This is a genomic window from uncultured Haliea sp. (assembly GCF_963973825.1).
GTDB lineage: Bacteria > Pseudomonadota > Gammaproteobacteria > Pseudomonadales > Halieaceae > Haliea.
In genome coordinates, this window is record NZ_CAXBAE010000001.1 from 235,634 (window position 1) to 249,358 (window position 13,725).

Here is a 13,725-nt window from a genome sequence, read left to right on the forward strand (position 1 = left end):
TCAGTTGATCACACAAACCGGCAGCTGCACTCACCGATTCCCTCGAGTTCCAGGCGCATGCTGTCACCGGCCACGACCGGGATCAGCGGTGCCAGCGAGCCGGACAGGATCACTTCACCGGCCTTGAACGGGATACCGAACTCGCCCAGCGTGTTGGCCAGCCATGCCACCGCCGTCAGCGGATTACCCTGCACTGCACTGCCGAGCCCCTCGGAGTGGAACTCGCCGTTCTTCCAGATGCGCATCTTCAGGTTGGGCAGGTCGAAATCCCGCGGGTCCACCGCGTTCTGGCCGAGCACATAGACGCCGCAGGAGGCGTTGTCCGCCACCGTGTCCTGGATCTTGATTTCCCAGTTGCGAATGCGCGAATCGACGATTTCAAAACAGGGCATGATCGCTTCGGTGGCGTCCAGGACATCCTGTTCGGTCACCCCGGGGCCCTGCAGGTCCTTCTTCAGGCGAAAGGCGATCTCACCTTCCGCGCGGGGCTGAATCAGGTGCCCGGCCACCGGAATGTCGGCGCCATCCGGAAACTCCATGGCATCGGTGAGAAAGCCGAAATCGGGCTGAAACACCCCCAGCATGTCCTGCACGGGCTTGCTCGTGACGCCGATCTTCTTACCCACCACACGCTCCCCGTCCCGCTCCACACGCAGGTTCAGCATGTGCAGACTGATGTGGTAGGCATCGTCAATGGTGATGTCCGGAGCGCGCTCGGTGAGCGGCGCCAGGGTACGGAATTCGCGCAGTGCGCGATAGAGCTCATCGCCCAGAGCCATGCGGCCGGCCTTATCCATGACGCAGGAACTCCACACATTCGCGATTGAACAGGTCCTCGTGCTCCACCATCACCCAGTGTCCGCACTCGGAAATCAGGATGAGCCGCATATGCTTGAGGTTCTTGGCCATCGCCAGAATCCCGTTCTCCGGCATCATTTTCTCATTCATGCCCCAGAAGCCCAGCACCGGGCACTGGATTTCCGCCAGGCGCGGGGTGAGCACCGGAATCTTCATGCTCGCCATCACGTGGCCGTTCATGATCTGCATGATCTGCATACGCTCTTTCACCAACTCGTCGGTGGCATGCCGCGGATCGTACATCAGTCCAGTGGCGAACAGGTCCTTCATGACCTCGTGGGTTACCGGCTCGCCGGAGCCAAACACCTTGAACACCTTCTGCATACCGGGCATTTGCTGGTATTCATGCAATTCACTCAGGCCACCCGGCGCCATCAGGATCAGCTTGTCCACCAGTTGCGGATGCTGCAGCGCCAGCCCCAGGGCCACCGCACCACCCAGCGAGTTGCCGACCACGGTGCAGCGCTCTACGCCTACGGTATCCAGCGTCTGTTTGATGCACTCCACGAAAAAGTCGAGTGTATGATCGACATCGTCGGGCTTGTCGGAGAAACCGTAGCCGATGTGGTCGGGAACGATGCAACGATAGCCTGCCTCGACCAGTGCCGGGTAGTTGCCCTTGAAATTGCTGTGGCCGCTCGCGCCCGGGCCGGAGCCGTGCAGAAACACGACCACATCGCCCTGCCCCTCATCGAGGTAGTGAATGCGGTAGCCGTTGGCGCAGTCCGCGTAATTGCCCTCGGGTAGCAGTCCCTTGTATGCCATATTGTTCACCCCTGTTAGAGATCAGATCGCGTAGTCGTGGTTTTCCTCGCCAAACAACACGCCACCCATATTGTCGGCGAAAGGCAGTGAATTGTTGGCCACATGCGCCTGGCTCGCCAGTATATCCAGATGCCGCGCGAGCAGTTCGCTTCCGAGACGGATGCCACCGCTGCCCGCCGCCTTCAACATGCGCCCCGAGAGCTCGAGACAGCGGTCGGCCACAACAGCGGAATCGTAACGATATCGAACCCGATCTTCCACAGGAATAGGCTCACCGGCGCGTGTGCAGGCCATCATGGCGTCGAAATTACGCAGCATCGTGAGCTTCATCTCCTCAATGGAGGCTTTCACCTCCGCTGCCAGGCGGCGTACGGCGGGATCCGCGCTCATGATATTGGGGCCGATGCGCCGCGTTTTGGCCACTTCCACAAAATCGTCAAGTGAGCCCTGCAGGGCGCCGAGACTGGCTGTGCACACGGCGCGCACGAACACCTGCATGAACGGGAGGCGGTACAGCGGCGCGTCGTTGACCGCGTTGCCCGGATTGTCGCAGTGGTAGCCGTCGATGGAGCGGTGCGTGCGGTGCTCTGGCACGAAGACGTCGTCCACCACCACATCGTGACTGCCGGTTCCCTGCAATCCCACTACGTCCCAGTTATCCACAATCGCGTAGTCGCTCGCCGGCACCAGGAAAGTGCGGTAATTCATCATGTCGAAGGGCGCGTCCGCCGTGGGCACCACCGCCCCGAGAAACGCCCACTGGCAGTGCTCGCTGCCCGAGGAAAAACTCCAGCGACCGCTGAGCCGATACCCCCCCTCGACCGGCGTCACCTTGCCTACCGGTGCGTAGGACGACGAGATGAGCACCGACGGGTCGTCCCCCCAGACATCCGCGGCGGCACGGTCGTCAAACACGGCGAGTTGCCAATTATGCACCGCAACCACGCCCAATACCCAGGCGCTGGACATGCAGTGCCGGGCGATCTCCAGCCCCACGCAATAGAAGACCTGCGGATCCATGGCGTAGCCGCCCCACTGCTCCGGCTGCAACATCTTGAAAAAGCCTGCGTCGTGGAAATCGGCGATGGTTGCCGCCGGCACTTTGCGCTCGGCGCGGCACTGGGCAGAACGCTCCCGGAGCACGGGCCCGAGCGCGCGGGCAGCCTCGAGAAGGGCTTCGGCGCGCGCCGAACCCAGACTGTAGGTATCCGCCGCGGATATCGCGCCGGCTGATGAAGTGGCCATGAGAACCTCCTGGTGCCTGTTATTGCTATTGTCGATGGCGACTGTACGCCCGAATGGTCATTAAACGCGAGGCGCGGTCGAGCAGCATCCTCTATTTAAGGTATGGCTACTCGACCACCGCGTCTCCGAAAGTGGTCGGCGGCCCGAAAAATGCGCGGTGTGATGGCGGCTGGTTGCCGTTGATGTCCTGCACACCGTAAGCCTCACCGAGTTCGGCACCGATGCACACCGTGCCACTGTGAGCCATTCTCTCCGGGTCCGCCCACAGGGCCGCAATCACCCGGCCACTGAATTCCGGGTGCTCCGCGGTCGCCATCAGATCCGCATACTTGTCCGGCTCGGCGTCGAATACCTGCTGCGTGCGCTCGGTCAGCAGCAACCCCATCCACAGGGAAATCACCGCAACATTGTGCGGGCGAAAGTCCACCGCCATATCGTGCGCCATCTTGTCAATCGCGGCCTTGCCGGCGCCATAGGCGGGCCCGTGCATGTAGATGCGTCCACCGAAGGATGACGTATTGACGATCAACCCCTCACCGTTGGCGAGCAGCAGGGGAGCAGCATACCAGCTTGCCGTGTAGTGCGAGCGCATGCCCACGTCCCAGAGCGTGGTCAGATCCAGCGGCTTTTCCCAGAACGGCCCGGTCTCGGTGAGCGCCGGATGCAGGCTGGTCGCGTTATTCACGAGGACATCCAGCCGGCCCTGCTCCTGCTGCACGCGTGCGAACAGCGCGGCTACCTCAGCGTCCACGCTGTGGTCGCAGCGCACCGGGACTGCGACCCCGCCCGCAGCTTCAATCGCCTGCGCCGTCTCCGTCAGTGAACCGGGCAACGCGGCCTCGCCAGCGGCCCAGCTGCGGCCGGTGATGTACACGGTGGCACCGGTAGCCCCCAGGGCCAGTGCAATCCCCTTGCCAGCGCCCCGACTGGCCCCTGTCACCACCGCAATACACTGTTTGCTCTGCTGCATACTCACCTCTGCTTGCTTGCCCGGCCACATTCGCCGACCATGCTACTGACCCCGATCGCGATGACCAAGCATGCACCGCACAAGCCTGACCAACATGTTGAGCCATACTGGAAAAAAAGCCCTGGCCCGCGGTCTCGCGCTGACGCTGGCGCTGCTCATCGGCGCCGGTACGGCGGGCGAAGACCCGCGCCGACAACTGTCCGTGGATTCACCGCGCTGGCTGTCTGCCATAGGCCAGCTCAGCGTGCCCGGCCTGAAAACCGAACAGGGGCATGCCAGCCACCACACCGAACGGTGCAGTGCCACGCTGATCACGGCCGATGAAAACGCTGAGGCTGAACTTATTGTGACCGCCTGGCACTGCCTGGAGGCCTACCGCGACCTCAGCAAACGCATTACCTTCACCCTCCTGCCCGGGTCCCCGGCGCCACGCATCATCAGCGCGCGCCCGGTCGCGGACGGCGGCAGCATGGCGGCTGACTGGGCCCTGCTGCGCTTGACGGAATCGGTAGCGCGCACGGATATTCCAGCGCTGGCGCTGCACCCTGGGCTGGCCGATACGGAGAAAACCGTACTGATGGCGGGTTATTCCAGAGATGCGGGTGTCGGCGCCGGGGGCCGTATCCTGAGCTACGACCCCGCTTGCCGCATCACGCGCAGCAACGCCGCGCTGGGCTACAGTGACTGCCGGGCACACAAAGGCGCCTCCGGCGGCGCCGTGATACAGCTGAACGATGACGGAGAGCCGCTCCTGAGCGGCATTATTTCGGAGGGTGATGGCCTGCAGGACAGTCGCTTCGTCCCCATAGCGGTGGTGCGGGATGCGCTGCCGGCCCGGCTTTCGCCAGCGCACCCGCAACGCCCCTAAGGCACCGCGACTGCCGGATCAGGACTCCCCGGCGGCCGCCGCAGTGCGCCGCTGCCGCAGTGGCGGAGCTGCTCCCACGTGCGGCTCGCCGCGCTGCGCTGCCAGCTCCATCTGCCGCTGACGCTCCGCAAACCGGGCCTTCTGGTCATCGGTCAGGCTGTCGTAGCACTGCGGACAACACACCCCGCGCTGATAGCGGCTCGAGGCCTTGTCGGCCTCCGTGATCGGATGGCGACAGCCATGGCACTGGTCATACTGGCCCTTTTCCAGCCTGTGATTGACGGCCACCCGGTTATCGAAGACGAAGCACTCCCCTTCCCAGGTGCTCTCGGCCTCCGGCACTTCCTCGAGGTATTTGAGGATACCGCCCTGCAGGTGGTAGACCTCCTCGAACCCTTCCTGCAGCATGAAGGCAGACGCCTTCTCACAGCGGATCCCGCCGGTACAGAACATCGCCACCTTGCGGTGCTTTGCGGGGTCGAGATTTTCACGCACGTAGGTTGGAAACTCGCGAAAAGACGTGGTTTGCGGGTCTACCGCGCCGCGGAAGGAGCCGATACCGTATTCATAGCGGTTGCGCGTGTCCAGCAGCAGCACCTCGGGGTCATTGACCAGATCATTCCAGTCGCGAGGCGCCACATAGGTACCCACCACACGATTGGGATCAATACCGTCGATGCCCATGGTGACGATTTCCCGCTTCAGCTTGACCTTCATGCGGTAGAACGGCATCGCGGCATCGAGCGATTCCTTGTGCTCCAGTGCGGCCAGCCGGGGGTCGCTTCGCAACCAGCCAAGCACGCGGTCAATCCCCTCCCGGGAGCCGGCAATGGTACCGTTGATACCCTCTGCGGCGAGCAGCAGAGTGCCCTTGACACCGGCTTCCAGACACACATCCAGCAGGGGCTCGCGCAGGGCACGGTAGTCGTCGAGGGTGACAAAGCGGTAGAGCGCCGCAACGACAGTGTCCGTCATGACTGCGCCTCCCGTGACTCCGCCTTGCTCCCGCCCAGGCAATCCGGTGAAGCCGGTGCAGGTTGCTCCCGTGCCTGCCACTCCGGGGGTGAGTAGGTGTGCAGGGCCAGCGCGTGCACCGGCCCCTGCATCTGCGCCGCCAGCAGGCCGTAGACCTGCTGGTGCCGGGCTACCTGGCGTTTGCCGGTGAAGGCATCGCTGACCAGGACGACACGGAAATGGGTTTCTGAATTGGGGGGCACGCTGTGCATGTGGCTTTCATTCACCACCTCCAGATGCACAGGGGCCAGGCCGGTGACCAGCTGTTCCCGAATTTGCTCTGCAACGGACATAAAACCTCCAGAATTGTGGGGTCAATTTTACCCGAGATCGGTGCACGGCGGTACTCGCCTGCGGCAGCATGTCACCGGCCACCGGGTGGCGCTTGGTCTGCCCGCCGTCAACGCCTATACTCAAATCAGGCAAGGGCAGGCAGGACGACCCATGGATATCCGCTACGATGTCATGTTCGCAGGAGAACTTCTCGACGGTCAGGACGAGGCCACCGTGCGTCGCAACCTGGGGCGACTGTTCAAGGCTGGCGACCAGACCCTCGACAAGCTGTTCAGCGGCAAACCGCAACTGTTGAAGCGGGGTTGCGATGCCGATGTGGCACGCAAGTATCGGGAAGCGATCGAGAGCGCCGGCGGCAAACCGATCATCCGGCAGGTGAGCCAGGACACCCCATCGGGCCTGACCCTGGCTCCGCCGGGCAGCGATGTACTGCGCCCGGAAGAACGGGCAGTAAAGCCCAGTGCGGTTCCCTCGCCACCCTCACTCGATGTGGCCGAGGTGGGTGCGCGCCTCGCCGCGCCGAGTGCGCCACCTCCTCCGCCCCCGGACACCAGTCACCTCACACTGGGCGAGGTCGGCGATACGATTCCCACGCTGGAGCACAACACGGCAGCGGCACCGATCCCCGACTCGGGGCTGTCGCTGGCAGCGCCGGGGAGCGATCTGCTTGAAGGGACCTCGCGACCCGCGGCACGCGAGGTGGACGTCTCCGGGATCAGTCTCGCGCCGCCCGGCGCCGACGTGCTGGAATCGCAGTACCGCAAACGGGACACCGCCGCGGCACCGGACACCAGCGGCATCAGCCTGGCTGATCCTCCACCGGCAAAATAACCTCCACACGCAGCCCCGGCTCGTTGTCATCCAGCGCGATCCGCCCGGCGTGATAGTGCACGATCGCCTGCACAAGGCTCAGGCCCAAACCGTGCCCGGGCTGCTCGCCACGACTGGATTCGACGCGGAAAAAGCGCCTGAACACGTTCTTGCGATCCAGCGGGTCGATACCCGGCCCGGAATCGGCCACCACAATCTCGTTGCCCTCGGGCTGTCGCGAAAGCCCGACCTCGATCTGCCCGCCGTCGGGTGTGTACTTGATGGCGTTGTCCAGCAGATTGGCGCACATCTGGAACAGCAGATCGGTATCGCCCGGGCAGGAAATACCTGTCGCAAGCGATAGCCGCAGCTGGATATCGCGCTCATTCGCCACCGGCTCATACAGCTCCACCACATCGGCCAGCACGCTGGACAGGTCCACCTGGGCATGTACCGGTGGGCGACTGCCGGATTCCAGTGCCGAGATACGCAGCAGCGCATTGAAGGATGACAGCAGGCTGTCGCAGTCTTCAATGATACGATCCACCTCGTCCTGCCCCGTGGCGTCCAGCCGCTGCCGCAGCTGGCTCAACTGATTGCGGATTCGCGTCAACGGTGTGCGCAGGTCGTGCGCGATGTTGTCGGAGACCAGGCGCACGCCCTGCATCAATGATCCGATCTGATCCAGCATCTGGTTCATCGCCCGCGCCAGCTCCCGCGGGTAACCGTGCTTTCCCGCCACCGTAAGGCGCTGGGAAAAGTTCCCGCGCACAATGCTCGACAGCTCACTGTTCAAACGCTCAAACCGGTGCAGCGTGGTAGCGGCACTGAAAAACCCGCCCACGATCCCCAGCAACAGGGTGGCGATCATGGCCCTGAACAGGGTGTTGAAGACCAGACCACCACTGGCAATCGCATCGGCGTAATTACGCGCGACCAGCGCATTGACTCCGCCACCCAGCTGCGCCCGCCGGGCAAGGAAATCAACGTCTACCGGCTCGCCCCAGTTCAGTAGCGCCAGCTGAAAGCCGAGCCAGCCACCGGAAAATTCACGGTAGCGCGGCGTCTGCGCCAGATCGCCGGCAATCTTGTTGCCATCCCCGTCGACAATCAGGTAATTGAAGCGCCCAATGGTCGGCAGGTTGCGCTGGTCCTCCAGATACTGCTCCACGCCCCGCAGCTGTTGCCCCGCGTACACAACCTGCAGGGTTTCCAGTTCATCGAGGATGGACGACCGGAGCTCGCTGAAGTAGCCGTAACTGAAATAGCCGTAGAGTACCGCAAGGAGCAGAAACACCGTGGCACTGAGCGCCGTGACATACTTGGCGATATAGCGGAAAGTCAGGCTCTTGACGACATCCAGGACCCGCATGATCGTCTACACCGCGCCCAGCGTGTATCCGGCACCGCGTACGGTGGTCAGCAGCTGGGGCGAAAAATCGCGGTCGATTTTCTGCCGCAGGCGGGACACGTGCACATCGATCACATTGGTCTGCGGATCGAAGTGATACCCCCATACGTGCTCCAGCAACATGGCGCGGGTCACCACCTGCCCCTCGTGGCGCATGAGATACTCCAGCAACTTGTACTCACGCGGTTGCAGGCTGATCAGCTCGCCCTGACGCCGTACCTCCTGGCTGAGCAGGTCCATCTCCAGGTCAGCAACCTGAAGACGTGTTGCCACCTCGCCACCCAGCTCCCGCGCGTGTCGCGCCAGGATTTCCAGGCGCGCCAGCAATTCCGCCATGGCAAACGGCTTTACGAGATAATCGTCGGCGCCACAATGCAGGCCCTGCACCCGGTCGTCGACGCTGCCCAGAGCGCTCAAGAGCAGCACCGGCGTGCGCTGCCCCTCCTCGCGCAGCAGGCGCAGCAGGGCCAGTCCGTCCAGCCGCGGCAGCATGCGGTCGACCACCAGCACATCGTGCTGGCCGCTACGCGCAGCCGCTAGACCTGACTCACCGTCAGCACAGTGGGTACAGGTATGCCCGGCTTCCTGCAGCTCCGACACAATAAAATCGGCCACCGCGCGGTCGTCCTCCACCAGCAGCACGTTCATTTGTCCATCCCCTGCCTGATTGATGCCGCAATGTAGCACTGCGGGGCGCGGCGGAACAATTTACAATCCGGTAATGCGCGCGCGGTGCTAGACTCTCCGCGCCTTGAATTCAGCAGGAGCCAGCATGCCCGAACAGGAACCGATTGCGCCCCCTTCGCTACTGCGCAGGCTCGCCGCATTGCTCTACGACACCCTGCTGGTGATTCCGCTGATCGGGGTCACCGTTGCCCTGGCCAGTGCTGTGGAAATGTGGGTGCTGGGCGTCGAGGAAGGCGTCGACTACTACCAGATGAATCCGCACATCGTGCAGTTGCTGAGCGTCTGCTGTGTGGCAGTGTTCTTTACCCTGTTCTGGCGCAAGGGGGGACAGACACTGGGTATGCAGGCCTGGCGGATTAAACTCGTCGACGAGCAGGGCCAAATTCCCGGCACCGGGCGCTGCCTGCTGCGCTGCGCAGCCACACTGGTGTCGCTGCTGCCCGCAGGTCTGGGCTATTGGTGGTGCCTGTTCGACAAACAGGGGCGCTACTGGCACGACACCCTGAGCGGCACCCGACTCCAGTTGCTGCCCAAGGCGAAGAAATAGGCCGTCAGCCCAGGCTTCTCAACGGGTCCGCAGGAGCAGCACCACCCCTGCGCCAATACACAACAGCACAGGCGCCAGTGCGGCGTAGAGCGGCGGGAAACCGAACACAAGGCTGGCGGGACCCAGCAGGTCTTCGCCGATCTGGAAGGTCACGCCAACGAGCACGCCGGCAAATATTCGCAAACCCAGGGTACCGTCGCGCAGCGGGCCGAAAATAAACGCGATCGCGACCAGCACCAATCCGGCAATGGAGGCGGGTTGCAGCAACTTGCGCCACATGGCGAGTTCGAAGTCATCGGCATCCAGACCCTGCTGCTGCAGGTAGAGGCTATAGCGCTGCAGATCAATCAGTGGCAAACGTTCCGGGGAAACGACTTCCATAGTCAGTAGTTGTGGTGTGATACCCGTGTCCCAGCGCAGGGTCTCGGCGCGTGTACGGGTCGTCGCCCAACTACTGAAATCGGTTTTTACCACGTCCTCCAGCACCCAGTGGTCGCCGGCAAAGCGGGCACGCGGCGCGGCAAGTGACGACACCATGCGCCGTCGCTCATCCAACTGCACCAGCAACACCCCACGCAGGGAGGTCTCACTCTCCACCGCGTTGAAGTACAGGTAGGAATCGCCTTCGCGGTTCCAGATGCCGTAGCGGCCGGCGAGCCCGCCGGGCGCGCTTTGCGCCAGCGCACGACGGCTCTCGGCCAGTTGCTCGGCAGGCGGCGCCACCACCTCCCCCAGCGTGAATCCCGCCAGCGCCACCAACAGGGCGTACTTCATGACCACCACAACCAGGCGCGCGATCGATACACCTGCACCGCGCATGACAGTGAGCTCGCTGGCCGTCGCCAGTTGCCCAAGGCCGACCAGGCTTCCAATCAGTGCTGCGGAAGGTATGAATTCATAGAGGCGACCGGGGATCGTCAGCAGGACATAGCGCGACACTTCCAGGAACGTGTAGGTTTCGCTGAGGTTGCCGGATTCATCGATGAACACGGAAACCACGTCGATGCCCACAATGACCAGCAGCACCAGGAAAATGGAGGCGAGCAATGTCCGCCCGATGTACCAGTCAAGCAGGCGCATCGACGCCTCCCCGGGAACGGGCGCTGCGCAGGCGTCGGCGCAGGGTGTCACCGTAGAGCAGCACCAGGGCGAGCGTGGCGTACAGCAGATGCACCGCCCAGAACACCAGAGGGCCCGCGCCCTCCTCCATGGCCGAACGCGCCTTGGTCAGCAAGACCAGGTAAATGAGGTACAGGGCGAAGGCGGGTGCCATCTTGATGTAGCGACCGCGCCGGTGATCCGTGCGGCTGAGGGCGAGCGCGATGATGGCCACGATGGGCACGGTGACCGGCAGTGACAGGCGCCAGTGCAGCGCAGCCCGCTCCTCCGCAACGGTCGAGTCAAGCAGCGCCCGGGTGGGCCGCGCATCGACCCGCGGGACACTGCGAATACCGCCCTCCGGTTCGGGAATACGCTCGCCAAAGCGCTCGAACTCCACCACCTCGTAGTCAAGCTCGCCGGGCTGCCCGCTGTAGCGGTAACCATCGCGCAACTCCAGGTAGCGCGCCCCAGTCTCGGGGTCGAGCACAATTTCGCCCTCTGCGGCCACGGTGATGGTCAACCGGGTACCTCCACCCGCTGCTGCCGACTGCTGCGACAGAAACACGGAATGCATCACACCGCTGTCCGGATCGATGCGCTCGGCATAGCTGACCACGCCGCTTGACTTGCGGTTCTGGAAGCGGCCTGCAGCCAGCGTTTGCAAGCCCTGGGATGTTTCCGGATCATCCAGCAGCGCCGATGAGCGGGCGGCCCCCAGCGGCGTCACCAACAGGCTGAGCAGGGCTACCAGGGCCATCACCAGCAGCGCCGACACCAGCGTGTAGCCGGCCAGCCGCGTGGGGCTGACGCCACAGGCCGAAAGCACCACCATTTCACTCTCCACATACAGCCTGCCATAGGCCATCAATATGCCGAGAAACAGGCCCAGGGGGAGAATCAGTTCAAGGAAACCGGGCAGGCGAAAGAACATCACCGGCAGCAGGATATCGCCGGCGAGGTTGCCCACCGCTGCTTCGGCGAGGTATTTGACGAAGCGTCCGCTGAAAATGATCACCAGCAGTGTAAAGCTCACCGCAACAGTGTGTTGCAGGACATCGCGGGTCAGATACGCCAGGATTTTCATGCGGGCCCAGGTTGCAAGGCGGCAGGCACCTGATCGGGGCCGCCGCCAAAGGTTCAGTTTCTTCGCCGTACATCATACACTAGCGCTCTTTTCCCCGCCCACGAAAACTAGCAGGCACCGATGATGAGCACACTCACCTTTACTACCGCCCGCGCCAGCGCTGACCCGGCCAAGACAAAAACCCGCTGCGCCATTGTCGCCGTGTTCGGCAATGAGCTGTCCGCGACCGCGGAGGCCCTGGACAGCGCCGGCACGCTGCGCGCCGCACTCAAACTCGGCGACTTCAAAGGCAAGCCGGGGGAAACCCACATGCTGCCCGGAATCGGCAATGCCGAGCGCGTGATGCTGCTGGGCTGCGGCGAGCGCGCACAGTTCAACCCGGCGGTCGCGCGTGACGCTGTGCAGGGGCTGAGCACCGCTCTGAACGCCTGCAGTACAACCGAGGCGCTGCTGCATGCTGCCGATATGCTCGGCGACAACGTAGAGGGCGCCTGGCTGCTGGAACTGGTCGCGCGCACCATCACGGTTGGCAGCTACCGCTACACGCGCACCCTGTCCAAGCCCAAGGATCCCCTTGCGCTGAAGAAACTGGCGGTCAATCCCGGCAAGGGCCTGTCCAGCCAGAAGGCGCAGACGGCGCTGGACCAGGGCGCAGCGCTGGGCCGGGGAATCAACTACACCCGTGAGCTGGGCAACCTCCCGGGCAACATCTGTACGCCGACCTATCTGGCCAGCGAGGCGCGCAAGCTGTCCCGCGGTAACAGCAAAGTGCGCACCCAGGTGCTGGAGGAAAAGAAGATGCGCGAGCTGGGTATGGGCTCGTTGCTGTCGGTGTCTGCCGGCAGCGACGAGCCCGCCAAGCTGATTGTCATCGAGTACCGGGGCGGCAAGTCGGGCAGCGCGCCCCAGGTACTGGTGGGCAAGGGCATTACCTTCGATTCCGGCGGCATTTCCATCAAACCCGGGGCGAAGATGGATGAGATGAAGTACGACATGTGCGGGGCGGCAAGTGTGCTGGGCACCCTGCAGGCGGTGATTGACATGGCGCTGCCGCTGAACGTCACCGGCATCATCGCCGCGGCAGAGAACATGCCCAGCGGCCGGGCCACCAAGCCGGGCGATGTGGTCAAGAGCATGTCGGGAACCACCATCGAGATTCTCAATACCGATGCCGAAGGCCGCCTGGTCCTGTGCGACGCGCTCACCTTCGCCCGTCGCCTCAAGCCCGCCGCCGTCATCGACATCGCAACCCTGACCGGTGCCTGCGTCGTCGCGCTGGGCTCCCATGCCTCGGCGGTCTATGCCAACAACGACGCGCTGGCCGAGCAGTTGCTGCAAGCCGGGACAGCCACCCACGACCGCGGCTGGCGCATGCCACTGTGGGAGGATTACCGCAAACAGCTCAACAGCAACTTTGCGGACCTCGCCAACATCGGCGGACCCGAGGGCGGCTCAATCACCGCCGCCTGCTTCCTCGCCGCGTTCGCCGAGGGCTACCCCTGGGCGCACCTGGACATCGCCGGCTCCGCCTGGAACAGCGCGCCCAAGGGGGCCACCGGGCGTCCCGTCGCGATGCTTACCCGCTACCTGCAGGATCGGGCTGCAGGCTGACATGACCCGGGTCGGGTTCTACGTGATCCAGCAGGCCGGCGAGGCACGTCGCCTGCAGGTCGCCGCCCGCCTCGCCGACAAGGCGTTTCAGCGCGGACACCGCATCTACATCCACGCCCGCGACCAGGATCAGGCGCAGGCACTGGACACCCTGCTCTGGGGGTTTCGGCCCAGCAGTTTCCTCCCCCATGGGCTGGCCGGCGACCCCGGCTCCGACCTTGTGGCAATCGGCTGGGGCGAAGAGCCTGCCAGGCACGATGACCTGTTGATCAACCTGCAGCTTCAGGTGCCGGCATTTTTCGCCCGTTTCCACCGGGTCGCCGAAGTGGTGACCCAGGACGATGCCAGTCTCGCAGCGCTGCGGGAATCCTGGCGCTTTTACAAAGCCCGAGGTTACCAATTGGAAAAGCACGACCTCAGCGGCGTATAATCCCGCGCTTTTCGCACCCGGACAGCTGAC

15 protein-coding genes are annotated in these 13,725 nt (G+C 63.7%); 5 read left to right on the forward strand and 10 right to left on the reverse strand.

Translation table 11 applies throughout. The features are described from left to right. Positions 1–8 precede the first annotated feature (8 nt). The 4 genes from AACZ17_RS01090 to AACZ17_RS01105 form a co-directional block, all read right to left on the reverse strand. Positions 9–797 (reverse strand): fumarylacetoacetate hydrolase family protein, encoded by a 789-nt coding sequence (locus AACZ17_RS01090; protein ID WP_290744302.1) that lies wholly within the window; start codon positions 795–797, stop codon positions 9–11. Further along, positions 790–1,623 carry an alpha/beta hydrolase gene (locus tag AACZ17_RS01095; protein WP_290744304.1) on the reverse strand — a complete coding sequence of 278 codons (834 nt, stop codon included), beginning with the start codon at positions 1,621–1,623 and terminating at the stop codon, positions 790–792. The genes AACZ17_RS01090 and AACZ17_RS01095 overlap by 8 nt, the downstream gene beginning before the upstream one ends. Before the next feature lie 21 nt (positions 1,624–1,644). Beyond that, positions 1,645–2,868, reverse strand: a complete 1,224-nt coding sequence (locus tag AACZ17_RS01100) for an acyl-CoA dehydrogenase family protein (RefSeq protein WP_290744306.1) — start codon at positions 2,866–2,868, stop codon at positions 1,645–1,647. A 106-nt stretch (positions 2,869–2,974) separates the two neighbouring features. Then, positions 2,975–3,838: an SDR family NAD(P)-dependent oxidoreductase gene (locus tag AACZ17_RS01105; protein ID WP_290744308.1), complete on the reverse strand. Its 864-nt coding sequence runs from the start codon at positions 3,836–3,838 to the stop codon at positions 2,975–2,977. A gap of 70 nt (positions 3,839–3,908) precedes the next feature. Between AACZ17_RS01105 and AACZ17_RS01110 the strand changes: the two genes are divergently transcribed. Beyond that, a complete protein-coding gene (locus tag AACZ17_RS01110) occupies positions 3,909–4,706 on the forward strand; it encodes a serine protease (protein WP_290744310.1) in 798 nt (265 codons plus the stop codon). Positions 4,707–4,724: 18 nt separating this feature from the next. Here the strand turns inward: AACZ17_RS01110 and AACZ17_RS01115 are convergent, their stop codons facing one another. Together AACZ17_RS01115 and AACZ17_RS01120 are read right to left on the reverse strand one after the other, a co-directional pair. Further along, entirely contained in the window at positions 4,725–5,681 is a 957-nt protein-coding gene (locus AACZ17_RS01115; protein WP_290744312.1) for a rhodanese-related sulfurtransferase, read from the reverse strand. Further along, positions 5,678–6,013, reverse strand: a complete 336-nt coding sequence (locus AACZ17_RS01120) for a BolA/IbaG family iron-sulfur metabolism protein (protein WP_290744314.1) — start codon at positions 6,011–6,013, stop codon at positions 5,678–5,680. Before AACZ17_RS01120 ends, AACZ17_RS01115 begins: the two co-directional genes overlap by 4 nt. Before the next feature lie 151 nt (positions 6,014–6,164). Between AACZ17_RS01120 and AACZ17_RS01125 the strand changes: the two genes are divergently transcribed. Continuing rightward, positions 6,165–6,845: a hypothetical protein gene (locus AACZ17_RS01125; RefSeq protein ID WP_290744316.1), complete on the forward strand. Its 681-nt coding sequence runs from the start codon at positions 6,165–6,167 to the stop codon at positions 6,843–6,845. Here AACZ17_RS01125 and AACZ17_RS01130 read toward each other — a convergent pair. Together AACZ17_RS01130 and AACZ17_RS01135 are read right to left on the reverse strand one after the other, a co-directional pair. Further along, complete coding sequence (locus AACZ17_RS01130; protein ID WP_290744318.1) at positions 6,814–8,196, reverse strand: HAMP domain-containing sensor histidine kinase; 1,383 nt, start codon at positions 8,194–8,196, stop codon at positions 6,814–6,816. The two genes, AACZ17_RS01125 and AACZ17_RS01130, sit on opposite strands and share 32 nt — an antisense overlap. Positions 8,197–8,202: 6 nt before the next feature. Next, positions 8,203–8,883, reverse strand: coding sequence for a response regulator transcription factor (locus AACZ17_RS01135; RefSeq protein ID WP_290744320.1), 681 nt, complete (start codon positions 8,881–8,883; stop codon positions 8,203–8,205). A gap of 124 nt (positions 8,884–9,007) precedes the next feature. Between AACZ17_RS01135 and AACZ17_RS01140 the strand changes: the two genes are divergently transcribed. After that, the gene (locus tag AACZ17_RS01140) at positions 9,008–9,469 is read left to right on the forward strand and encodes an RDD family protein (protein WP_290744321.1); all 462 of its coding nucleotides are present in this window, start codon (positions 9,008–9,010) and stop codon (positions 9,467–9,469) included. 18 nt (positions 9,470–9,487) lie between these two features. Here AACZ17_RS01140 and lptG read toward each other — a convergent pair whose 3' ends face one another. Together lptG and lptF are read right to left on the reverse strand one after the other, a co-directional pair. Beyond that, positions 9,488–10,549 (reverse strand): LPS export ABC transporter permease LptG, encoded by a 1,062-nt coding sequence (gene lptG, locus AACZ17_RS01145; protein ID WP_290744322.1) that lies wholly within the window; start codon positions 10,547–10,549, stop codon positions 9,488–9,490. Further along, on the reverse strand, positions 10,536–11,654 hold the full coding sequence (gene lptF, locus AACZ17_RS01150) for an LPS export ABC transporter permease LptF (RefSeq protein WP_290744324.1): 1,119 nt from the start codon (positions 11,652–11,654) through the stop codon (positions 10,536–10,538). Before lptF ends, lptG begins: the two co-directional genes overlap by 14 nt. A gap of 123 nt (positions 11,655–11,777) precedes the next feature. Here lptF and AACZ17_RS01155 point away from each other — a divergent pair, with 123 nt between their 5' ends. Further along, positions 11,778–13,265: a leucyl aminopeptidase gene (locus AACZ17_RS01155; protein WP_290744840.1), complete on the forward strand. Its 1,488-nt coding sequence runs from the start codon at positions 11,778–11,780 to the stop codon at positions 13,263–13,265. 1 nt (position 13,266) lies between these two features. Beyond that, entirely contained in the window at positions 13,267–13,695 is a 429-nt protein-coding gene (locus tag AACZ17_RS01160) for a DNA polymerase III subunit chi (protein ID WP_290744326.1), read from the forward strand. The last annotated feature ends 30 nt before the right edge of the window (positions 13,696–13,725 follow it).

Bases quoted from the DNA above. Each gene is read 5' to 3' on its own strand.
- AACZ17_RS01090 (WP_290744302.1), bottom strand. From the start codon at position 797: ATGGATAAGGCCGGCCGCATGGCTCTGGGCGATGAGCTCTATCGCGCA.
- AACZ17_RS01095 (WP_290744304.1), bottom strand. From the start codon at position 1,623: ATGGCATACAAGGGACTGCTACCCGAGGGCAATTACGCGGACTGCGCC.
- AACZ17_RS01100 (WP_290744306.1), bottom strand. From the start codon at position 2,868: ATGGCCACTTCATCAGCCGGCGCGATATCCGCGGCGGATACCTACAGT.
- AACZ17_RS01105 (WP_290744308.1), bottom strand. From the start codon at position 3,838: ATGCAGCAGAGCAAACAGTGTATTGCGGTGGTGACAGGGGCCAGTCGG.
- AACZ17_RS01110 (WP_290744310.1), top strand. From the start codon at position 3,909: ATGCACCGCACAAGCCTGACCAACATGTTGAGCCATACTGGAAAAAAA.
- AACZ17_RS01115 (WP_290744312.1), bottom strand. From the start codon at position 5,681: ATGACGGACACTGTCGTTGCGGCGCTCTACCGCTTTGTCACCCTCGAC.
- AACZ17_RS01120 (WP_290744314.1), bottom strand. From the start codon at position 6,013: ATGTCCGTTGCAGAGCAAATTCGGGAACAGCTGGTCACCGGCCTGGCC.
- AACZ17_RS01125 (WP_290744316.1), top strand. From the start codon at position 6,165: ATGGATATCCGCTACGATGTCATGTTCGCAGGAGAACTTCTCGACGGT.
- AACZ17_RS01130 (WP_290744318.1), bottom strand. From the start codon at position 8,196: ATGCGGGTCCTGGATGTCGTCAAGAGCCTGACTTTCCGCTATATCGCC.
- AACZ17_RS01135 (WP_290744320.1), bottom strand. From the start codon at position 8,883: ATGAACGTGCTGCTGGTGGAGGACGACCGCGCGGTGGCCGATTTTATT.
- AACZ17_RS01140 (WP_290744321.1), top strand. From the start codon at position 9,008: ATGCCCGAACAGGAACCGATTGCGCCCCCTTCGCTACTGCGCAGGCTC.
- lptG (WP_290744322.1), bottom strand. From the start codon at position 10,549: ATGCGCCTGCTTGACTGGTACATCGGGCGGACATTGCTCGCCTCCATT.
- lptF (WP_290744324.1), bottom strand. From the start codon at position 11,654: ATGAAAATCCTGGCGTATCTGACCCGCGATGTCCTGCAACACACTGTT.
- AACZ17_RS01155 (WP_290744840.1), top strand. From the start codon at position 11,778: ATGAGCACACTCACCTTTACTACCGCCCGCGCCAGCGCTGACCCGGCC.
- AACZ17_RS01160 (WP_290744326.1), top strand. From the start codon at position 13,267: ATGACCCGGGTCGGGTTCTACGTGATCCAGCAGGCCGGCGAGGCACGT.